Origin of the sequence: Flavobacterium denitrificans DSM 15936 (genome assembly GCF_000425445.1) — a bacterium.
Taxonomy (GTDB): Bacteria; Bacteroidota; Bacteroidia; order Flavobacteriales; family Flavobacteriaceae; genus Flavobacterium; species Flavobacterium denitrificans.
The window spans coordinates 20,232-41,740 of sequence record NZ_AUDL01000016.1 but is presented as its reverse complement, the minus strand read 5'-3'; the positions used below and the strand labels follow the sequence as shown (position 1 = coordinate 41,740).

The 21,509-nt window shown below is 34.6% G+C and carries 19 protein-coding genes; 12 read left to right on the top strand and 7 right to left on the bottom strand.

What is annotated here, in order from left to right; translation table 11 throughout:
- Positions 1-161: 161 nt before the first annotated feature.
- The 7 genes from H600_RS0110835 to H600_RS0110805 all read right to left on the bottom strand — a co-directional run bounded on the left by H600_RS0110835 (position 162) and on the right by H600_RS0110805 (position 9,055).
- Entirely contained in the window at positions 162-2,093 is a 1,932-nt protein-coding gene (locus H600_RS0110835; RefSeq protein WP_026728806.1) for an amino acid permease, read from the bottom strand.
- A gap of 301 nt (positions 2,094-2,394) precedes the next feature.
- Entirely contained in the window at positions 2,395-5,304 is a 2,910-nt protein-coding gene (locus tag H600_RS0110830) for an FAD-binding and (Fe-S)-binding domain-containing protein (RefSeq protein ID WP_026728805.1), read from the bottom strand.
- 185 nt (positions 5,305-5,489) lie between these two features.
- Positions 5,490-5,780 carry a hypothetical protein gene (locus H600_RS0110825; RefSeq protein ID WP_026728804.1) on the bottom strand — a complete coding sequence of 97 codons (291 nt, stop codon included), beginning with the start codon at positions 5,778-5,780 and terminating at the stop codon, positions 5,490-5,492.
- 481 nt (positions 5,781-6,261) lie between these two features.
- Positions 6,262-6,840: a hypothetical protein gene (locus tag H600_RS0110820; RefSeq protein ID WP_026728803.1), complete on the bottom strand. Its 579-nt coding sequence runs from the start codon at positions 6,838-6,840 to the stop codon at positions 6,262-6,264.
- Positions 6,841-7,029: 189 nt separating this feature from the next.
- Entirely contained in the window at positions 7,030-7,686 is a 657-nt protein-coding gene (locus tag H600_RS0110815) for a hypothetical protein (protein ID WP_026728802.1), read from the bottom strand.
- Positions 7,687-7,721: 35 nt separating this feature from the next.
- Positions 7,722-8,228 (bottom strand): hypothetical protein, encoded by a 507-nt coding sequence (locus H600_RS0110810; RefSeq protein WP_026728801.1) that lies wholly within the window; start codon positions 8,226-8,228, stop codon positions 7,722-7,724.
- A complete protein-coding gene (locus H600_RS0110805; protein ID WP_026728800.1) occupies positions 8,225-9,055 on the bottom strand; it encodes a DUF4747 family protein in 831 nt (276 codons plus the stop codon). The genes H600_RS0110810 and H600_RS0110805 overlap by 4 nt, the downstream gene beginning before the upstream one ends.
- Before the next feature lie 235 nt (positions 9,056-9,290).
- Between H600_RS0110805 and H600_RS0110795 the strand changes: the two genes are divergently transcribed.
- From H600_RS0110795 to H600_RS0110740, 12 genes are all read left to right on the top strand, one after another.
- Positions 9,291-10,499, top strand: coding sequence for an anhydro-N-acetylmuramic acid kinase (locus H600_RS0110795; protein ID WP_026728799.1), 1,209 nt, complete (start codon positions 9,291-9,293; stop codon positions 10,497-10,499).
- A 216-nt stretch (positions 10,500-10,715) separates the two neighbouring features.
- A complete protein-coding gene (locus H600_RS0110790; RefSeq protein ID WP_026728798.1) occupies positions 10,716-12,290 on the top strand; it encodes a glycoside hydrolase family 10-like protein in 1,575 nt (524 codons plus the stop codon).
- Positions 12,277-13,599, top strand: a complete 1,323-nt coding sequence (locus H600_RS0110785; RefSeq protein ID WP_026728797.1) for an MFS transporter — start codon at positions 12,277-12,279, stop codon at positions 13,597-13,599. Before H600_RS0110790 ends, H600_RS0110785 begins: the two co-directional genes overlap by 14 nt.
- A 22-nt stretch (positions 13,600-13,621) precedes the next feature.
- Complete coding sequence (locus H600_RS0110780) at positions 13,622-13,963, top strand: hypothetical protein (protein WP_026728796.1); 342 nt, start codon at positions 13,622-13,624, stop codon at positions 13,961-13,963.
- Between the two features lie 98 nt (positions 13,964-14,061).
- Positions 14,062-14,508 (top strand): GNAT family N-acetyltransferase, encoded by a 447-nt coding sequence (locus tag H600_RS0110775; protein WP_026728795.1) that lies wholly within the window; start codon positions 14,062-14,064, stop codon positions 14,506-14,508.
- A gap of 2 nt (positions 14,509-14,510) precedes the next feature.
- Positions 14,511-16,124 (top strand): glycoside hydrolase family 3 protein, encoded by a 1,614-nt coding sequence (locus tag H600_RS0110770; RefSeq protein ID WP_026728794.1) that lies wholly within the window; start codon positions 14,511-14,513, stop codon positions 16,122-16,124.
- A 125-nt stretch (positions 16,125-16,249) separates the two neighbouring features.
- Complete coding sequence (locus H600_RS0110765) at positions 16,250-16,888, top strand: peroxiredoxin (protein ID WP_012024184.1); 639 nt, start codon at positions 16,250-16,252, stop codon at positions 16,886-16,888.
- A 217-nt stretch (positions 16,889-17,105) separates the two neighbouring features.
- Positions 17,106-17,414, top strand: coding sequence for a thioredoxin family protein (locus tag H600_RS0110760; RefSeq protein ID WP_008462030.1), 309 nt, complete (start codon positions 17,106-17,108; stop codon positions 17,412-17,414).
- 68 nt (positions 17,415-17,482) lie between these two features.
- Complete coding sequence (locus tag H600_RS0110755) at positions 17,483-17,740, top strand: DUF6952 family protein (protein ID WP_008462029.1); 258 nt, start codon at positions 17,483-17,485, stop codon at positions 17,738-17,740.
- Between the two features lie 402 nt (positions 17,741-18,142).
- The gene (gene tpx, locus H600_RS0110750; RefSeq protein WP_026728793.1) at positions 18,143-18,640 is read left to right on the top strand and encodes a thiol peroxidase; all 498 of its coding nucleotides are present in this window, start codon (positions 18,143-18,145) and stop codon (positions 18,638-18,640) included.
- Positions 18,641-18,653: 13 nt separating this feature from the next.
- Complete coding sequence (locus H600_RS0110745) at positions 18,654-19,028, top strand: diacylglycerol kinase (protein ID WP_026728792.1); 375 nt, start codon at positions 18,654-18,656, stop codon at positions 19,026-19,028.
- A 15-nt stretch (positions 19,029-19,043) separates the two neighbouring features.
- Positions 19,044-21,500 (top strand): DNA translocase FtsK, encoded by a 2,457-nt coding sequence (locus H600_RS0110740; protein WP_026728791.1) that lies wholly within the window; start codon positions 19,044-19,046, stop codon positions 21,498-21,500.
- Positions 21,501-21,509: the final 9 nt, after the last annotated feature.

Here is a 21,509-nt window from a genome sequence, read left to right as displayed (position 1 = left end):
GATTAAAATTTAATCTAAAATTAAAAATCCGTGTTTATCTGCTTAAATCTGCCAAATCTGCGTGAAAAATCATTTTAATCTTTATAATCTGTGGCAAAAATAAAAAGCCGTTCTGATTTAGTTTCAGAACGGCTTTTCCATTTATAATTTATAATTCACAATTAATAATTTCCTACGTTTAGTTTACTATTTTTTCTACTGTAAGTAAAATAAATTACTAATCCTATTATTAACCAAATCGTGAAATAAATCCAGTTCCAAACGCTTAATTCAGCCATCATGTAGAGACAGCAAATTAATCCTAAAAGCGGAATCAAAGAAAGGTTTTTTCTGAATGCCCAAACCGCTAATCCAAGTAAAACAAAAAGGAAAATCCACATTGGGATTTTGTGCTTGAATAATTGGAAACCTGATTCATATTTTAGAGAATCATCAATTGGCAATCCTTTTACCACCTCTGCATATTTAACCTCATCATCTTGATATTGGCTCAATAAATGTTCTAAATCCGAAGTTTCGGCCGTTTTATTATTTGCTTCAATACTTTCTAAATAAGTAAATACTTGTGCTGATTCTTCTTTGTTCAATGAAGTTACAATGGTTGTAGCATCATTTATCTGCGCTTCATTATTTACAAAAGCCATTGTCGCTTTATTGTTTATTGCAAAAGCATAATACAGCCCCGCAATAATTAAAACTGGCAAAATATATTTTGAATTGATATAAGGTGTTTTGAATTTTCCTCTCGGAATCTCAGGTTTATTTTGAAGGACCAAAACTCCCGCACAAACTAATACAAAGGCAAACAAAGTTCCGATACTGCATAAATCGGTTACCATTGTCAAGTTTAAAAATAATGCTGGAACTGCTACTACAAATCCTGTTACAATAGTTGCAAAAGATGGTGTTTTGAATCTTGGGTGAACAGTTGAGAATTTCTTTGGAAGCAATCCGTCACGGCTCATACTCATCCAGATACGAGGCTGTCCCATTTGAAAAACCAATAAAACGCTCGCCATTGCCACTACCGCACTCACGGCAATAATTCCCGACATCCATTTTAAGTCCAATTTATCGAAAACAAATGCAAGAGGATCTCCAACATTCAATTCGTGATATTTTACCATTCCGGTTAAAACCAAGGCAATTGCAATATACAAAAGGGTACAAATGATAATAGCCCACATCATACCTCGCGGTAAATCACGCTGTGGATTTTTACATTCTTCGGCAGTTGTAGAAATTGCATCGAAACCAATATAAGCAAAGAAAACTGCTGATACGCCTTTTAAAACACCACTAACCCCATTTGGTGCAAACGGATCCCAGTTTGCTGTATCCACATAAAATACTCCCACTGCAATTACCAAAAGAACCACACAAAGTTTTACAACAACCATTAAGTTACTTGCATTACGAGATTCTTTCATTCCTCTGTAAACCAAAGCTGTAATCAGAATAATAATAAATAAAGCAGGCAAATCAGTTACAAAATGAAAAGATCCTATTGTTGGTGCTGTTGTCCAAGCTGTATGAGCTTGCTGTAGCGCCGTACTTAAATTTTCGAATGTTTTTCCGCCTCGCATTAAAGCCTCGGCATCGTTAAATCCGTTTGAAGCGGTTAGATAATCCATCTGAATCCATTGTGGCAAATGAATTCCGCCACTCTGAAGCAGTCCGGTAAAATAATCACTCCACGATATCGCGACGGTTATGTTTCCGACGGCATATTCCATAATTAAAGCCCATCCTATTATCCAAGCGATAATTTCTCCAAAAGCCACATAAGAATAGGTATAAGCACTTCCTGAAACCGGAACCATTGAAGCAAATTCGGCGTAAGCAAAAGCAGCAAAACTACACGCAAGAGCGGTAAAAAGGAATAAAAATATTACAGCTGGCCCTCCGTCTGCACTCGCTTTTCCTATGGTGCTGAAAATACCCGCACCAACAATTGCAGCAATTCCGAAAGCAGTTAAATCTCTGGTTGTAAGATGCTTTCCTAATGCTTCATGTCCGTCTGCCTCATTTTTTGCAACCTGTTTCAGAATATCCTGCACCGTTTTCTTTCGGAATAAACTTGAAAATGCCATATATTTTTTGCTATTAAAAATTGATTTATTTCAGTCGTTCTGGTTTTATTTTGCAAATAATGCAAAAATTATCTTTATTTCAAATATAATAGAAGATTTTGTTTTCTAATGTTTTTTTTTGCCGCGAATTCACGAATTATTTTTTCTATCTGTGCCTATATTTTCTCTCGCAGATTTAGCAGATATAGCTGATTTTTATTCAGCGAAAAAATTACACCTATCTTTAATAAAAAACAAATCTGCTTAATCTGCCAAATCTGCGTGAAAAAAAATCTAAAATCTACATTCTAAAATCTAAAATTTAAAATTTAAGGCAGCTTTTCAAAATACTAACAGGATGCTGCGCTTCACGTTTTGTTCCATCATAAATTTGATGGCGACAGCTTGTTCCTGCAGCGGCGATTTTCACATTTTCGGCAGTGTTGCGTACTTTTGGGAAAAGCGTATCTTCTCCCATTTGCATACTCACTTGATAATGTTCTTTTTCATAACCAAAAGAACCCGCCATTCCGCAGCAACCCGAATTATAAATCGTAACCGTATTATTTTTTGGAAGATTCAGCATAGCAAAAGTCGCTTCAACAGAGCTTAAAGACTTTTGATGGCAATGTCCATGAATTTTGATTTCTTTTGTTTCTTCAGAAAAAGAATCTGGCGTTATTTTTCCGTCGATGATTTCTTTTTTGAAGAATTCTTCAATGGTGAAAGCGTTTTGCGAAATACGTTCAGCATTTTCTTTATCCGAGGCCAATCGTAAATATTCATCTCTAAAAGTCAAAATCGCCGAAGGTTCAATTCCTATTAATGGCGCTTTCGCGGAAATCAAATCTTTGAATATATTAATATTGATGTCAGTGATCTTTTTGGCTTCTTCCAAAAATCCTTTTGATAAATAAGTTCTTCCGCTTTCTTCGTGATTTACGATTAAAACTTCGTAGCCTAATTTAGTCAATAATTCGAAAGCATCAATCCCGATATTGACATCATAATAATTCGTGAATTCGTCAACAAACAAATACAATCTTCCATTCGGAAAATCTGTTTTTGTTGGTTTATTATTGACAAACCATTTTCTAAAAGTCTTTTTCGCTAACAATGGAACTTGTCTTTCAGGCGCAATTCCCATTGTTTTTTTTACCAAAGATTGATTCGAAATAAAATTCGTAATTGACGGGAATTTGCTTCCCATTTTGTTCAATTTTGCGTTGTTGGCGAAAATCTTGTTTCGGGTCGAAAATCCGTTTGCTTTTTGATATTGGTATAAAAATTCGGCTTTAAGAGTCGCAACGTCAACATTACTCGGACATTCGCTAGCGCAGGCTTTACAGCTTACACACAACTCAAAAACTTCGTATAATTCTTTCTGGTCAAATTTGTTTTCTTTTTCAGAATACGTCAAATATTCGCGTAAAGCATTGGCTCTTGCACGAGTCGTTTCTTTTTCATTTCGCGTCGCACGATAACTCGGACACATTGCTCCTCCTGCCGATGGCATTTTTCGACAATCGCCAGAACCATTGCATTTTTCAGCAGCACGCAAAATGCCTAAACTGTCTGAAAAATCCTGAAACGTTTTAATATCCGGTTCTACTCTGCCCGAAACCACACGATGGTTTTCATCCATTTTCAAAGCGTTGACAATTTTCCCGATATTGAAAACCGAATTCGGGTCAAACGCTAATTTGATTCTTTTCAGCAATTCGTAATTCTTATCGCCAATCATAAACGGAATAAATTCCCCGCGCACGATTCCATCGCCATGTTCACCGCTCAACGAACCTCTGTATTTTTTCACCAAATGCGCCACATCGGTCGCAATGGTTCTGAATAATTTTAGATCTTCCGTTTTCTTCAAATTCAAAACCGGACGCAAATGCAATTCTCCAGCACCGGCATGAGCGTAATAAATCGCTTCCTGTCCGTGGCTTAACATCATCGCAGAAAACTCCGCAATATAAGCTGGCAAATCACTTAATTCTACCGCTGTATCTTCAATAGAATCTGCGGCTTTGTTGTCGCCAACAATACTTCCTAAAAGTCCGAGTCCGGCTTTTCTAAGTTCGTTGGCTTTATCAATATCAGAACCGTAAATTTTTACTAAAGCATAACCAAAATTGTGTTTTTCTAAATCGGCAATTAAAGCATTCGCTTGATTTTCGGCATCTTCTAAAGTGTGCGAAGCCACTTCAAACAGCATAATCGCTTTGGGTTCTCCAACCAAAAAGAAACGGTTTTTAATGTGTTCGCGATTTGTTTTGGTGCAATCCAAAATCGTGTCGTCGATCATTTCGCAAGTATACAAATGATGTTTCATCGCCACCACAACAGATTCCAAAGATTCCTGAATCGTATGATAATGCCCAACGACCATTATACTGTGCGCTGGCGGTAAATCGTCAACTTTTAAAGTGATTTCGGTTGTAAAAGCCAAAGTTCCCTCGCTTCCGCAAAGTAGTTTCCCTAAATTTATTGTCGGTTCTGTTCCGCCAAAGATTTCTGATTTTAGCAGAATATCAACCGCGTAACCTGTATTTCGTCTGTGAATTTCTGGTTTCGGGAACTCTTTTATAATTTCTTCCTGATTTTCTTTTACCGAAAGTTCGTCGTAAACGCTTTTGTAAATTTTATTTTCTAAAGAATCGCCTTTGGTTTTCTCGATAAATTCCGCCGATGTCAATTCGCCAAAAACTACTTCTGTTCCATCGCTCAAAATCGCTTTTACTTCAGCAATTTTATCGCGCGTAACGCCATACCGAATCGAAGTGGTTCCAGAAGAATTATTTCCCACCATGCCGCCAATCATCGCACGATTTGAAGTCGAAGTAATTGGCGCGAAAAATACACCGAAAGGTTTTAAATATAAATTCAGTTCATCGCGAATAACACCGGGTTGAACCGTAACTGTTTTTTTCTCGGCATCATAACCTAATATTTTGGTAAAATGCTTCGAAACATCAATCACAAGTCCGTCGCCAACGGCTTGTCCGGCAAGTGAAGTTCCAGCCGTTCTTGGTGTAACCGAAATATTGTGTTCTCTCGCAAAGCGAATCAACCTACTAATATCAGCCACAGATTTAGGCAAAGCCACTGCATTTGGCCGAATCCGGTACACCGATGCATCTGTCGAATAAAGTGTTTTATGAAGATCATCGTATAAAAGTGTGCCCTCGAGTTCGCCGGCTAATTGCTCTAAATCTTTAAGTAGTGACATTTTTTCTGAAATATGATTTCACAAAAATACTTATTTTTTTAGGTTCTGAGGTTCTAAGATGCTAAGGTTCTAAGGTTTTTTTGTGATTGTTTTTGACATTAGAATTGAAGTTTTAACTCGCTTGTCATCCTGAGCGTTCCCGATGGCTATCGGGAGAAGGCATATGAAAACGCAAATTTTCTCTTTTACTCAATAAGTCCTTCCGTAAACTTTACAGCAATACTACCAAAAGTCGGTTTCATGAAATCTTGGAAAGCATTTGCCTCTTCAAGAGTTTTAAAAGATATCGAATGTTCCTCAACCAATGCATTTAATGTAAAGTTTAGGTGCATGATGTAATCTTGAAAACCATCAAGATAGTGAGATTTTGCATCTACTAGTTCCATGCCTGATAATTTCTCAAACGGCTGGCGCTTTGCGTTTATATACGCTTCCGCACTTTTAATAAATTCTTCTTTGATTTTTTCGTAACTCATGCCTTGAAGATTTATGTATGATACTATTTTGCCATCTGTTTGAAAATCCCGTATAGATAATTTCCCGAATAACTCTAACGGACAACATGAGTGTGTGACTTTCTATTTTGAGTATTTCATTTACTCAAATTTAAAAAAAATTAGCGAGTATAACAAGATTTTGAAATGTCCTAAGCTTCAAAAACGTATTTGGAATTTTAAATTTAATTAGGAGCTATTTCCTGCTGTCCTCTATATCTTTTACGCCGAACCCCGGCGCAAAAGGATGTCGCTTCCATCAGGGCTAGGGTGTTTAGGTTTCAAAAGGCAATTTATTGAATAAAAAACGATTCTTGAATAATTCAGTCGCTAGCGCGAGCATCTTGCTCGTGAACGCAAAGTGCAAAATTCTATAGCAAGAATTAAAACAATTATATCTAGGTAAACTTTTCATGCGGGCACGAGAGGAACACTCACTAGCATGGCAGTTTCGAAGAAAATATTAATTCACTTCCACCAAACTAATAATTTTTTCTTCAAATGCCCCTACAGGATTTAAATTTTGCCACACATTTGAAATGTTTTTACATTGGTATTGCTTTTGTTTAATCCAACGACCATGAAGCTTAACGTATAAAGTTAATTTTACATTAAATTTAACTGGTATCATTTCCTGATTTATTTTTGGAATAGCTTGAAAACCATATCTCTTTAATGTATTGCTTTTCCCATTAACTATGATAGGCAATATCTCTGTAGATTGTGCATTATTGTTGTAGATATCCGTAAATTCCCTAGCTGTTATAAATTCGTGCTCATAGGTCGCAACACCATTTCCATTAATTTCTACTAATAATTTAGTATCTTCAATTGAATCAGTTTTTCCACCATTATTAATAAATGTTACATTCGCCATTATAAGAGGGTAAATCTTACCATCAGTTCCAATTAAACCTAACTTTGCGTGCTTGCCTAAAACAGTGTCGAGTTTAAAAACATAGTTACTTTCCCAATATACAAGTCCCGATACTAACAAAGCTAAGCTTGATATTACTAATGTTATAAAGTCGTTTGCTTCCATCTTTTGTTATTTATTAAATTGAATCTACTAAATTCTTAAATAAGTTTCAATTGGTATTCTATTTTTTTTGGATTTCATTCTTGATAGTTTGAACATCTTCATTTTTGTTTAACTTATTATCATAATTTTTATTGAAGTAGTTTCCCTATCTGAACCCCTTTAAATTCTTTAACTTTCCGATTATAAAAACTACTTCTGATTTTCTTTTGTAATATGAAAAGTTGCCCAAGAAGTAATAAATTCTGTTTTACTTAAAGTAATCCTCAATTTTCTCTTCCCAACTAAATAAGTGAAAGTTTTTCCAACTTTTACATTCTTAAAACTTTCATTCTTTTTATTTCCTACACTCAATATTAAATCACATTCTCGCGAAACATTAACATCATTAACTGCTATCACAATTTGTTCTTTATCATTAATATAAGTATCACCTTTATAAATTTTTGCATCTATTGGAAAAATCTCTTTAGCGACTATAGTGTCATATGTTTTCGGAATAGAATCTTCAGAAGAAGAATTTAAAGCTATTGAATTTTGATATTTTTGCTTTAAACTAGCCATTTCCTCAAATTTCGTTTTATAAAAAAGATTAGGGTTTTGGCTTTTAGAATTCCAATCTTCAAATTCTTTTATAACTACTTCAAGACTTGAATTCTTTTTTTCTAGAAATTCAATCCTTGATTGTAGCTGTGACAACTCAACTTGTTTAGATTCTATTTGAGCTTTATAAAGTTCTAATTTACTTTCTTCGTACATATACTTATAACAAGCCCAAGTAGAAGCTGAAATTATTAGAGTATACAATATAACCGATTTTGTTTGATTATTTTCAAACCAATTTTTCATAATGTAAATTTTTGTTACTATTTTTCCCTATTGCTTTATTCTTTTTTTTCTTTATTTTGAGATAAATATCTAGAGCGATATTTCGAAAATTGCAACGTATCCATGATACAGAGCCAAGTTGCTAGCATACTGTATAAAAATAAAAACTCTAAGAATAAAAGAAATGTTTTGCCTTGCAGCCATATGGTTTTATTTTCATCAAAAGTTTCCAACCAATATGATGTGCCGCTATATAAAATAATTGACAAAATTAAACTCATAAAAAGACACAATAGGGTTATTTTAAACGACCATAGTAACTCTGTAAATATTTTATCTTTCTCTAGAAATTCAATAAAGTCATTATCTGAAGATGACATAATAATTGCCATTGCTGTAAAGAATAATGAAAAAATTATAGACAAAACAGTCATTGCGACATTATAAAATGATAATGCGAATTTCATATTTATATAATCCGGAAGTAAATAGTAAGTCAAAAACACTACCATAAAGGAAGTTCCAAAATCCCAACATAATATCACTGATTTTATACGTCTCATTCTTGATGGCTTGTTCTTTGTTTAATCTTTTCAAAAGTAACGTTAAGATATTGAATAATTTTATCCATTCCGCTTTTTTCAACATTATCTGGCAAAATTTGAGTAATTTCTTGATTTCTTTTTGCTGTACTTATAGTAACTGTATTTCCTTCTACATCACATCCAATGGCTTCTGCGAAACCATATCCATCCTCAGACATAGCCATTTTCGCTATTGTCTCATCATCTAATGAAATACCATTCTTCTCAGTAGACTCTTGAACTTCTTTATATTTAGTTATTCCATTTTGTTGCATTTTTTCATCGGTAGTTCGCCATAAATCTGCATTATTAGGATTTGATGGAACCAATCTTATAGATACACGTTTAATATGTTTTAAATTACGAGCTTTCTCGATAAATGAATACTTCTCACTAATACTAGAAATAGAAAATTCAAAATTTTGACCTTTTTGATTATTATTAAAAAGATTTGTGAACATTCTAGCAAACATAGTCTTAGAAATTACATTCTTAATTTCTTCAAATGCAATAACCATTTCATCTATATTAATTAAAAAAAGTGATTTTGCTACTATATTGTTTACAGTTCCACCTTGCTTTACAGTATCAGTAGATTCATCTAAAACTTCCCCTCGTCCATATGGATCATATTTTATAAGATATCCTTTTATATAAGATCCTTTTGTCTCAACTTCAACTATTTTATAAGAATAATTATTAAATCCTTCAGAAGCAGCACTTTTAATTCCATCAATTAAAAATGGCTTTTTTGCTCGGTTATCAACAATATTCAGATGTAACCTATTGAAAAACATTTTTGACATTTTATTTATTATTTTGGTTAAATTAAAATCAAAATTAAACTACTGATTTTTAGTTTTTTTACGGAAAACCTTTTTTCAAGAATTTAAATCATATATTTCAAAAATATCAATTACCCAATCCAAACCAACAAGTACAAATACCCGTTTTTTCCAAACCAAAAAAATCCCCAACTTTCCCTAAATTTATCCCCAAATAAATCCCATTTTAGCATTATCAAAAAAGTCTTCCATCAAAATGAATAAAAATATAACCGCACTTTACAAAATAGCTCAAAAAGAAACCCGAAAAATAATCGGTTTAATGTCTGGAACTTCGCTTGACGGACTTGACTTGGCGCTTTGTGAAGTTTCGGGCGAAGGCGAAAATACAATCGTAAAAATCGAGCAGTTTGAAACCATCGATTACAACGAAGACATTAAAACCGAAATCAGAAAAGTGTTTGCTAAAAAAACGATCGATTTTCAGCATTTGGTTTTGCTAAACGAATGGATTGCTGATTTACATGCCGGAATGATCAACGATTGTCTTTCAAAATGGAATATTCCCGCAAGCGAAGTTGATTTAATTGCATCGCACGGACAAACGGTTTTGCATGCGCCGAAGTTTTTGCATCAACAGGAAAAATTTCCAAATGCGACTTTGCAAATTGGCGATGGCGATCATATTGCGGTAAAAACCGGAATTATCACGTTATCTGATTTCAGGCAAAAACACGTTGCGGGTGGCGGTGAAGGTGCGCCTTTGGCGGTTTATGGCGATTATTTGTTATTCAGCAAAAAAGGCGAAAACCGAATCATGCTCAACATGGGCGGAATTGCAAATTTCACTTATTTGCCAGCCTCACAAAACGACGAAGAAGTTTTTGTAACCGATACTGGAACCGCAAATACTTTAATTGATATTTTCACCAAACAGTTTTTCCCTGAAAAAAGTTTTGATAAAGATGCTGAAATTGCTAAAAGCGGAACCGTAAATCAAGCACTTTTAAGCGAATTAAAAAGCGATGCATTCTTCCAGAAAAGCTTTCCAAAAACTATCGGTCAGGAATTATTCAATCATGAATTTGTGAATTCTGCTTTGGTAAAATTAGGTTTGCAGAATATTTCGGCACCAGATTTGCTGGCCACTTTAACGCGCCTAACTGCTGAGACAATTGCCGAAGCGGTTTTGTTTGTTGTCCAAAATACTAAAACACCAATCGGAGAGTTTACAGTTTATATGTCGGGCGGTGGCGCAAGGAATCCGTTATTGGTGAGTTGGTTACAGGAATTATTATCTTGTAAATTTGAAAAAAGTGACGTTCTCGGAATTTCAGGCGATGCTAAAGAAGCGGTTTTGTTTGCAGTTTTGGCGAATGAAACTGTGGCTGGAGGAAATTATAACTTTGGTTCAAAAAAAGGAATTCCATCGGTAACAATGGGAAAGATTTCTTTTCCAAGCTAAATATTTTTAGCCACGAATTACACGAATTTTCACGAATTATTTTTTTAATACTTTGAGAATAAAATTAGTGCAATTCGTGTAATTCGTGGCAGAAAAAAAACTTACTAAATTGCAGTATTTTTTGCTCATTATTATTCCTTTAAAAAATAATTTGTGAAAATTCGTGTAATTCGTGGCAAAAGAAACTATTTTTGGTTTTTGTTAAAAAAGATTGAAATGCATAAAAATCAGCACTTACTATACTCTATTCTATTTTTGTTTTTCTTTGGATGGAAATCCATTGCACAGGAAAATGTACAACATCCTAAAAACGAATTCAGAGGTGTATGGATTGCAACCGTTGTGAATATTGACTGGCCAAAAACAAGTCTAGACAACGTTGAAAAAGAAAAAGCGGATTATCTTGAAATTCTAGAAACTTATAAAAAACTAAATTATAACGCTGTAATTGTTCAGGTTCGAAGCGTTGGCGATGCTATTTATCCTTCTGAATTTGCACCTTGGTCACGTTTCCTGACTGGGAAAGAAGGTTTGGCTCCAAATCCATATTATGATGCATTGGCTTGGATGATCGAGCAAGCGCACAATCGCGGTTTTGAGTTTCACGCTTGGCTGAATCCATATCGTGCGACTTTTGATTTGAATAAAAATCTTTTAAGCCCTGGACATGATCTTTTCAAACATCCGGAATGGATGATCGAATACGGAGGAAAATACTATTACAATCCTGCTTTACCTGAAGTTCAGGAACATTTGACCAAAGTTGTAAAAGAAGTTGTTGATAAATACGACATCGATGCGATTCACTTTGATGATTATTTTTACCCGTATACCATTCCCGGAAAAACATTTAACGATTCGGCTTCATACAAAAAATACGGCGCGGGTTTAAGTCTTTCAGACTGGCGTCGTGCGAATGTGAGCAACTTTGTACACACGATTTCTACGACAATTAAAGCAAGCAAACCTTGGGTTCAATTCGGAATTAGTCCGTTTGGGGTTTGGCGAAACAAATCTCAGGATCCGCGAGGTTCTGAAACACAATCTACATCAAATTACGACGATTTATATGCAGATCCAATGCTTTGGATGGATCAAAAATGGATCGATTATATTCTGCCACAATTGTATTGGAGCATGAATAATACTAGAGCATCTTATTCTAAACTTGTAAAATGGTGGTCAGAAAACACTAATGCAAATACTGCAATTTATATTGGTCACGCGTCGTATAAAATTAGAGGCGACGGCGATAAAAGCTGGAATTTCATTACCGAAATCCCAACGCAAATTGATTTTCTAAGAACATTTAAAAACGTTTCCGGAAGTGCTTATTTCAGTTCTAAATGGTTTATGGACAAAAATTTAGATGTTGTTCGTCATCTTGAGGAAAATCAATATAAATATCCGGCACTTATTGCTGCAGTTCCAAATTTGAAACATGTTATTATTGACACGCCACAAGTTCTTGAATATGCAAAAGACAGCATTAAATATACGTTTACAATCAAAAGTCCACTGAATACGAAAGTGCGTTATATGGTTGTTTATGGAGGCGAACATACTGCAAAAATAGATATTAACGACGCTACAAAAATCGTTGAAAAAGTTACCGTAAAAGAAGTTGACGGAAATATCACTTTTTCGATTGCTGGCGGAAAACTGAATCTTTACAAAGCTTGCGCTGTGACTTTTATTGATTATTATGCCAATGAAAGCACGCCAACAGCAATAGACCTTAAAAAACCATTTAAAAACTATACACCAAATCAACCTAATGAAAATAGATAATAAACCTTGGTTCTGGATTCCGCTTCTAAATTTTGCCTCTGGACTGCCGTATGCCGTCATTATTTCGGTATCGGTAATTATGTACAAAAATCTCGGAATCAGTAATGATGACATCGGTCTTTATACCAGTTTATTATATCTACCTTGGGTTGTAAAACCACTTTGGAGTCCGTTTATTGAATTGACAGGAACTAAAAGAAAATGGTTTTTATCAATGCAATTGCTTATTTCGATTGCTTTCCTATTAGTCGGATTCACAATTCCAACGAACGGATTTTTTATGATGACATTAGCAATCTTCTGGGTTGCCGCTTTTGCTTCTGCTTCAAATGATATCGCGAGTGATGGTTTTTATTTATTAGTTTTACCAAAAGAACAGCAATCTTTTTTCCTCGGAATCAGAAGTACTTTCTATAGATTATCGATGTTGGCCGGAAACGGATTAATTGTACTTTTTGCTGGTTATTTGGAACATAAATATGGCGACAACACAAAAGCATGGTCGTACACGATGATTTGTGTTGGGTTGTTAATGACTTTTATTACGCTTTACAATTTTATTTTTACACCAAAAAATGAAATCAATCCCACTGAAAATAAAGAAGCGCATCAAAATCAAAACTTCGGAACTATATTTATCAGTTTCTTCAAGAAAAAACAAATCGGTTTAATTTTAGCTTTTGTTCTAGTCTTTAGATTAGGAGAATCGCAGTTGCTTAAAATGTTAAGCCCGTTTTTATTAGATCCAAAAGAATCTGGCGGAATGGGATTAGACACCGAAGCCGTTGGAATCATTTATGGAACCCTAGGAATTTTTGCTCTTACTGTGGGAGGCATTTTAGGCGGTATTGCAATTTCTAAACACGGACTTACAAAATGGATGTTTCCAATGTTTTTGGCGATGCATCTTCCTATTCTTGGATTTATCGGATTAGCTCATTTCCAACCGCAAGAGCTTTTTCATCTACATATAAATTTATATTTTTTCGAAATAAATTCTCCATTAAATCTTTATACTTGCCTAACGGTTGTTCTTGAACAGTTTGGTTATGGATTTGGATTTACAGGTTTTATGATGTATCTAATTCATGTTGCCGAAGGCGAATCAAAAACGGCTCACTACGCACTTGCAACTGGTTTTATGGCATTAGGAATGATGCTTCCAGGAATGCTTAGCGGTTTTATACAAAAATATTTAGGTTACGAAAACTTCTTCGTTTGGGTTTTCATAGCTACAATTCCAGGTCTTATTTTATCACGTTTTTTAATTTTCCCGAAGGATTTCGGAAAAAAATCAGAAGAAGTTTAAACCCCAAATCAAACTTTTACCTATGGAAATCAATGAAAATTTGCAGGCCGAACGCAACTTGAAAGGAGCTGAGTTCGAAAAAACCGGAAATCTTGAAAAAGCAATTGAATTGTATGAGGAAAATGTCGCGGAAAGCTTTAAAGGAAATCATCCTTACGATCGTTTAGCTACGATCTACAAAAACCAACTTGATCTAGAAAACGAAATCAGGGTTTTAGAAAAAGCAATTTTGGTTTACGAAGAAATCACACTCGTAGACCGATTAGAAGGATTGCCAAAACTTTTCCGTTTCAAAAACCGATTGGAAAAGGCAATTGAAACCAAAAAGCAATTGGCTAAGCAGAAAAAGGCAAAATTAAAGTAAGTGAATTTAAAGGAAGCTTAATTTTCTTTAACCATTAAGAAATTAAGTAATTTAAGTCAAGCTTTATGAACTTTATATCTTAATGTTAAAAAATCGAAATGAGCATAAAACGAACTAATTCAGACGATATCGATTTTATAAATCTCGTTGCTTTATTAGATAAAGATTTAGCAATTAGAGACGGAGATGATCATGCTTTTTACAATCAGTTTAATAAAACCGATAAAATAAAACATGCGGTCGTTTATTACGAAAATGGTATTCCCGTTGCTTGTGGCGCTTTTCGCGAAAAAGAAAGTGACAAAACCGAAATAAAAAGAATGTATGTTCATCCTGACTTTCGCAACAAAGGAATTGCTTCTAAAATTTTAGCCGAACTAGAAATCTGGGCAAAAGAAGTTGGTTATACCTACACCATTTTGGAAACTGGCAAAAATCAGCCGGAAGCCATCAACTTATATCAAAAATTAAATTATACCATCATTCCCAATTATCCGCCTTATGAGGAAATGGATAATAGTGTCTGCATGAAAAAGACTTTATAATAATGAAAATCACTGCCGAAGCATTACGACAAAGAATAGGACAATTTTTTTTTCCAGCCGTTTTTATCAACGACACTGAAGAAAACATTCAAGAAACCGAACGCCTCATAAAAGAACATAATATTGGCGGACTGACTTTTTTCCACAGTCGTGCGAGCGCTGCAACGAACTACGAAAGCAAGAAAAAAGTAGTTTTCAATGATGACAGCTACGAAAAAATCAAAGCTTTAATTGTTCGTTATCAAAAAGTGGCTTCTACTCCACTTTTAATCAGTATTGATGCAGAATGGGGATTAGCAATGCGAATTGAAAAAACACCGCAATATCCGTATGCGATTACGCTTGGCGCTTTACCAAAAAACAAAGCTGATTTGGTTTATGAAGTTGGAAAACAAATTGGATTGGATTTAAAAGCGGCCGGAATTCAGTATAATTTATCGCCTTTGGCAGACATCAATAATAATCCAAATAATCCGGTTATTGGTTATCGCTCTTTTGGTGAAAACAAAGAAAAAGTAGCCGATTTTGCTGTTGAATACTTAAAAGGAATGTCGGAAGTTGGCGTTTTAGGATGTTTGAAGCACTTCCCTGGACACGGAAATACGAATGTCGATTCGCATTTAGGATTACCCGTTCTAAAGGAAACTTTAGAAGAATTGATGGAAAACGAATTGCATCCATTCATCAAAGGAATCGAAAACAATGTCGATTCGATTATGATTGGGCATTTGGCTGTTCCTAGTTTGAATGAAGGAAAAGACACATCGGCAACTTTATCAAAAGCCGTTATTCAGGATCTTTTGCGCGATAAACTAGGTTACGATGGTTTAGTAATTTCCGATGCTTTGAACATGCACAGCGTTTCTAAATTATATGAAACCAAAGGTCAACTAGAATGGGAAGCTTTCAACGCTGGAAATGATGTTTTATGTTTCGCCGAAAATGTTCCGGAAGGAATTGAAGCGATTCTGAAAAATGCTTCCCCAGAAAGAATCGAAGAAAGTTTCAACAGAATCATGAAAGCCAAAGAAAAAGCTGGAATTCTTTCTGGAAATACTGCTCTTTCAGGCGAATTAAACTTCGAAAAAACATCTCAATTAAATCTTGAAATTGCTCAAAATGCTATTACTACTATTATTGACAATTCAAATTCAGAATTAGCTTTTGAAGCGCAGAAAAACAAAAAACTTGCTAAACTGAGTTTATATAAAAATACTGAAAACACTTTCTTTAAAACTTTAAATTCAAAACTTGATTCTCCAGAATTTGCTTTTGAAAATCTAGAAGTTTCGGATATTTCATCAATCAAAAATGAATTAGAAAATTTCGAAATAATCTTAATTTCATTATTTGTTCCAAAGGCAAAACCGCTAAATAATTTCGAAATTGATAATGAAGTTTTTGAACTGCTTTCAGATTTACTTCAAACCAAAAAATGTATCGTTTACGTTTTCGGAAATCCGTACGTTTTACCACTTATTCCAAATCTGAAAAAGGCTTCAGGATTGATTCAGGCGTATCAAGATTTTGAAGAATTTCAAAAAACTGCGGGAATTCAATTTTTAGAAAAAATTTCTTCAAACGGAATTCTTCCAGTAAATATTGATATCCAATAAGTTAAAACACCTAATAACCAAAACTTATCAACTTATAAATATTTATAATCACATCTTATTGTAAGTACCTGTAGTTATGCCCTACTTTTGCAGCAGAAATAAACATTTAACGTAAAACAAAAATTATGTCTTTAGTAGGAAAAAAATTCCCAAGTATTGCAGTAGATGCTATCTCAGAAATGGGTGACAATTTAAAAATCAACATTTTTGAAGAAGCAGTAAACAACAATAAAAAAGTACTTTTATTTTGGTACCCAAAAGATTTTACTTTTGTATGTCCAACTGAATTACACGCCTTTCAAGCTGCATTACCAGAATTCGAAAAAAGAAATACTATCGTAATTGGTGCTTCTTGTGATACAAACGAAGTTCACTTTGCTTGGTTAAATACTCCAAAAAACAATGGTGGAATCGAAGGTGTTACTTACCCAATCTTAGCAGATACAAACCGTAACTTAGCTAACATTTTAGGTATTCTTGATATCGAATCTACAAGCTACAGCGAAGATACTGATTCAGTTATCATCGAAGGTTCAAACGTAACTTACAGAGCTACTTACCTAATCGACGAAACTGGAAAAATTTTCCACGAAAGCGTAAACGATATGCCATTAGGACGTAACGTAAACGAATACTTAAGAATGGTTGACGCTTACACACACATTCAAACTAAAGGTGAAGTTTGTCCTGCTAACTGGGAAGCTGGTAAAGAAGCAATGTCTGCTGACAGAATCAGTACTGCTGAATACTTAAGCGCTAACTAAGCTGCTGAGATACTAAGATGCTAAGTTTTTAACTTAACTTTTGAATCTTAAATACATTCTACAATAAAAGTCAAGAGATTCTAAGATCAAACTTAGATCTTAGAATCTCAACGACTTAAAAAAATCTATTAAATAAATCCACACAAAGTTATTCGGTTCGAGAGCAAACTTAGCATCTCAGAACCTTAGCAACTTAGTGTCTAAAAAAATAAAAACTATGTTAATCGACTTAAACGAAGATACGTTAGCAGATTTAGTTGCTAAAAACGAAAAGGTAGTAGTACAATATTCAGCTTCATGGTGTGGAAATTGCCGTATTATGAAACCAAAATTCAAAAAATTAGCCACAGAAAATGAAGCTATCACTTTTGTTTTGGTTGATGCAGAGAATTCTCCCGAATCAAGAAAATTAGCTAATGTGAGCAACCTGCCAACATTTGCCACTTTTGTAAACGGACAATTAGTGGGCGAAACGCAAACTAATAAACAAGAAGTTTTAATCGACTTAGTAAACGCAATTGTTTAATTGGTTATTTGTTTATTCGTTTAATCGATTAAACAAATAAACGATTTAACGCTTAAACAAAAAAAATCATGAAACTACCAGTAATAAAACATTTAACGCAATTCATCGAAGAAAACGATCAGGATTATATCATTGAAACGATCGAAGTTCTAGAAGCGATGACTGAAATTCCTTCTCTTAAAGATGAAGAATTAGACGTTATCGGCGAATTGATTTCAAATATGTATGGTGCTCTTGAAGTGCAAAAATTGGTTGCACAAGGAACAGATAAAAAAGAAGCTTTAAATACGTTTATGAAACGTGTTTTAGGGTCAATCGATAAATAATATCGGCCTCTTTTTCAAATAAAAAACAAAAAACAAGACTGAGAAAGCGTTTCTATTTGGAGACGCTTTTTTTTGTTTACAGTTTTCAGTCGCAGTTTTCAGTCACAGTTTTCACGCAATCTTGTCATCTCGACGAAGGAGACCCGAGCGATAGCGAATTGGCGAAGCAGATCACACAAGAAGCTCCGCAATCAGAATCGTCAATCTTTGTCGAATCACTAGTGCGATTTCTCCTTCGTCGAAATGACATACTTTGTGGCAAATCTAAAGTTATTTAAACAAATTCGTGAATTCGTGGCGATCAAAACCGCACCCTTAATCTCTCCTTAAACCCATAACAAATACTTTTAGATTCAAATATTAATCCTTACTTTTGAACCTCATTAATTTTAAACAAAAATCATGGCTACAATAACTTTAGGAGGAAATCCAGTTCATACATCAGGCGAATTGCCAGCAGTTGGATCACAATTAGCTGACTTCAAATTAGTACAAAATGACTTATCAGTTGCTTCATTGAGTACTTTCGCTGGTAAAAAATTAGTTTTAAATATCTTCCCAAGTGTTGATACAGGAACTTGTGCAACATCTGTTAGAACTTTCAATGCAAGCGCAAGCGGATTAGAAAACACAACAGTTTTATGTATTTCTAGAGATTTACCTTTCGCTCAAAAACGTTTTTGTGGTGCCGAAGGTTTAGAAAATGTAGTAAACTTATCCGATTTTCAAACTGGTGCTTTTGGTAAAGCAAACGGTTTAGAAATCGTTGATGGGCCTTTAGCTGGCTTACACTCAAGAGCAATTATTGTTGTTGATGCAAATGGAAAAGTTCTTCATACAGAACAAGTAGCAGAAATTGCAAACGAACCAAATTACGAAGCAGCTTTAGCCGCACTATAATATATTACTCTAAATGGAGTTTCAAAAAGACAATACTTTTGTTACAGGTCGGTTAAAAAGCGTTACTTACGCTTTTAAAGGAGCTGTAAAACTAATCAAAACAGAACACAGCGTAATGGTTCAATTCTCATTGGGAATTATCATGACCATTGCCGGGTTCTATTTTCATATTTCACAAACCGAATGGCTATGTCAAACCTTAGCCATTGGTTTAGTTTTAGCTGTTGAAGGACTCAACACAGCTGTTGAAAAAATTGCTGATTTTATCCATCCTGATTACAGCAAACGAATAGGATTTATTAAAGATATTGCTGCCGGAGCGGTATTTTTTGCCGCAATGACCGCAATAGCGATTGGCTTAATTATTTACATCCCAAAATTTACATAGGCAAGGAACGCAAGAATGGCAAAAGCAAAAAAAGAAACCGCAGACAAAAAAACTGAATCAAAAGTAGAGAGCATTAGGTCTTGGAAATTAACCAAACAACAAAAGTTTGTTTTGGGATGCCTTTTGATACTCTTTTCCATCGCATTGTTGGTCGCATTTATTTCGTTTTATGTTAACGGACAATGGCAAACTGACCAAAGTGCTGTTAGCAGTATTGGAGATCGAGGCGAGGTGGTACAAAACTGGCTTGGCAAATTCGGGGCATATCTCGCTGACTTAATTGTTTACAGAGGTTTCGGAATCGCTTCTTTTATTTTTGTCCGTTTATTTTTCCTTACCGGATTGTTTTTGGCATTAGAACTTTCTACCAAAAAACTAAAAAACACTTGGTTTTGGGATTTATTTGCTATAATTGTAGTTTCAGTCCTGTTTGGTTTTTTCGCTACATCGGCACCAGAATTAGGAGGGACAATTGGTTTTGAACTTAATCTTTTCCTTCAGGATTACATTGGAAAAACAGGAACTTTATTGACCTTGCTTTTCGGATTGATTGTTTATCTGATTTTCAAAATAAAAGTATCACCTGAAAAGATTCAATCTTATTTTGATTCAACCAAAAAGGAATTCAACTCCGAATTAGAATCGATAAAACCAATTCAGCCACAACAACCGCAACAGCCTGAAAGCGCTTATAACTTAGAAGAATTTGCCATTGAGGAAGAAGATCCTGAATTGGACAATATTCATCTAAAAACCGTTGACAGTCAATTCGAAATCAACAAAGAAGCCTTAAAACCTACTATTTCACATTCATCCGAAATTGATCTGAGTCCGGTTTTAAAACCTATTACACCGCCTACTCCACAAGTCATTCAAACGCATGACGAAGCATTTGTAATCGAAAAAGCGGAGGAAGAAGATATTATTGAAGAAAATCTAGCTTCTCGCTTAGTTGCTGATTTTGGTTTATTTGACCCAACTTTAGATCTTTCAAATTACAAATTCCCAACAATTGATTTATTAAAAGAATATTCGACTGGCGGGATTACTATTAATCAAGAAGAATTAGAAGAAAATAAAAATAAAATTGTAGATACATTGCGTAACTACAAAATTGAAATTGCTCAAATTAAAGCAACAGTTGGACCATCGGTAACTTTATACGAAATTGTTCCAGAAGCCGGAATTAGAATTTCTAAAATCAAGAGTTTAGAAGATGATATTGCTTTGTCATTATCAGCATTAGGAATTCGTATCATTGCGCCAATTCCAGGAAAAGGAACTATCGGTATTGAGGTTCCGAACAAAAATCCAACTATGGTTTCGATGAAAAGCGTTATTGGAGCAGCTAAGTTCCAAGAAGCAGAAATGGAATTGCCAATTGCTTTAGGAAAAACCATTTCAAACGAAACTTTTGTTGTCGATTTAGCTAAAATGCCTCACTTATTGATGGCTGGAGCAACTGGACAAGGAAAATCGGTTGGATTAAATGCTGTATTGACTTCGCTTTTATACAAAAAACATCCAGCAGAAGTAAAATTCGTTTTGGTCGATCCTAAAAAAGTAGAGCTTACGCTTTTCAATAAAATAGAAAGACATTATTTAGCCAAACTTCCTGACACGGAAGACGCTATTATTACTGATAACGCAAAAGTTGTCAATACTTTAAACTCACTTTGTACCGAAATGGACAATCGTTATTCTTTATTAAAAGATGCGATGGTTCGTAACATCAAAGAATACAACGATAAATTCAAGGCAAGAAAATTAAATCCAGAAGCCGGCCACCGATTTTTGCCTTACATTGTTTTGGTTGTCGATGAGTTTGCCGATTTGATTATGACAGCCGGAAAAGAAGTCGAAATCCCGATTGCTCGTTTGGCTCAGCTTGCTCGTGCTATTGGTATTCACTTAATTATTGCGACACAAAGACCATCTGTAAATGTTATTACAGGTTTAATTAAAGCGAATTTCCCTGCCAGAATTGCCTTTAGAGTAACATCTAAAATTGACTCTAGAACAATTTTGGACACTCAAGGTGCTGATCAATTGATTGGACGAGGAGATTTATTATACACAAATGGAAACGATGTTGTGCGTGTACAATGCGCCTTTATTGACACTCCTGAAGTTGAAAAAATTACAGATTTTATTGGCGGACAAAAAGCGTATGCCACAGCATATTTGCTTCCGGAGTTCATTGGAGAAGAAAGTGGCATCAATCTTGATATAGATATTTCCGAAAGAGACTCCTTGTTTAGAGAAGCTGCAGAGATTATTGTCAACGCACAGCAAGGTTCTGCTTCATTGCTGCAAAGAAAATTAAAATTAGGCTACAACAGAGCTGGACGATTGATTGATCAATTAGAAGCAGCCGGAATTGTGGGCCCTTTTGAAGGCAGTAAAGCACGAAGTGTGAACATTCTAGATTTAAGTGCTCTTGATCAATTTTTTAATAATGAACAAAATTAACCCCATCAT

What these genes read in the sequence shown, in the direction of transcription:
- H600_RS0110760 (WP_008462030.1), top strand. Translation starts at nt 17,106, where the DNA reads ATGTTAATCGACTTAAACGAAGATACGTTAGCAGATTTAGTTGCTAAA.
- H600_RS0110755 (WP_008462029.1), top strand. Translation starts at nt 17,483, where the DNA reads ATGAAACTACCAGTAATAAAACATTTAACGCAATTCATCGAAGAAAAC.
- H600_RS0110830 (WP_026728805.1), bottom strand. Translation starts at nt 5,304, where the DNA reads ATGTCACTACTTAAAGATTTAGAGCAATTAGCCGGCGAACTCGAGGGC.
- H600_RS0110825 (WP_026728804.1), bottom strand. Translation starts at nt 5,780, where the DNA reads ATGAGTTACGAAAAAATCAAAGAAGAATTTATTAAAAGTGCGGAAGCG.
- H600_RS0110745 (WP_026728792.1), top strand. Translation starts at nt 18,654, where the DNA reads ATGGAGTTTCAAAAAGACAATACTTTTGTTACAGGTCGGTTAAAAAGC.
- H600_RS0110740 (WP_026728791.1), top strand. Translation starts at nt 19,044, where the DNA reads ATGGCAAAAGCAAAAAAAGAAACCGCAGACAAAAAAACTGAATCAAAA.
- H600_RS0110835 (WP_026728806.1), bottom strand. Translation starts at nt 2,093, where the DNA reads ATGGCATTTTCAAGTTTATTCCGAAAGAAAACGGTGCAGGATATTCTG.
- H600_RS0110790 (WP_026728798.1), top strand. Translation starts at nt 10,716, where the DNA reads ATGCATAAAAATCAGCACTTACTATACTCTATTCTATTTTTGTTTTTC.
- H600_RS0110810 (WP_026728801.1), bottom strand. Translation starts at nt 8,228, where the DNA reads ATGAGACGTATAAAATCAGTGATATTATGTTGGGATTTTGGAACTTCC.
- H600_RS0110805 (WP_026728800.1), bottom strand. Translation starts at nt 9,055, where the DNA reads ATGTCAAAAATGTTTTTCAATAGGTTACATCTGAATATTGTTGATAAC.
- H600_RS0110820 (WP_026728803.1), bottom strand. Translation starts at nt 6,840, where the DNA reads ATGGAAGCAAACGACTTTATAACATTAGTAATATCAAGCTTAGCTTTG.
- H600_RS0110815 (WP_026728802.1), bottom strand. Translation starts at nt 7,686, where the DNA reads ATGAAAAATTGGTTTGAAAATAATCAAACAAAATCGGTTATATTGTAT.
- H600_RS0110780 (WP_026728796.1), top strand. Translation starts at nt 13,622, where the DNA reads ATGGAAATCAATGAAAATTTGCAGGCCGAACGCAACTTGAAAGGAGCT.
- H600_RS0110775 (WP_026728795.1), top strand. Translation starts at nt 14,062, where the DNA reads ATGAGCATAAAACGAACTAATTCAGACGATATCGATTTTATAAATCTC.
- H600_RS0110795 (WP_026728799.1), top strand. Translation starts at nt 9,291, where the DNA reads ATGAATAAAAATATAACCGCACTTTACAAAATAGCTCAAAAAGAAACC.
- H600_RS0110770 (WP_026728794.1), top strand. Translation starts at nt 14,511, where the DNA reads ATGAAAATCACTGCCGAAGCATTACGACAAAGAATAGGACAATTTTTT.
- H600_RS0110785 (WP_026728797.1), top strand. Translation starts at nt 12,277, where the DNA reads ATGAAAATAGATAATAAACCTTGGTTCTGGATTCCGCTTCTAAATTTT.
- tpx (WP_026728793.1), top strand. Translation starts at nt 18,143, where the DNA reads ATGGCTACAATAACTTTAGGAGGAAATCCAGTTCATACATCAGGCGAA.
- H600_RS0110765 (WP_012024184.1), top strand. Translation starts at nt 16,250, where the DNA reads ATGTCTTTAGTAGGAAAAAAATTCCCAAGTATTGCAGTAGATGCTATC.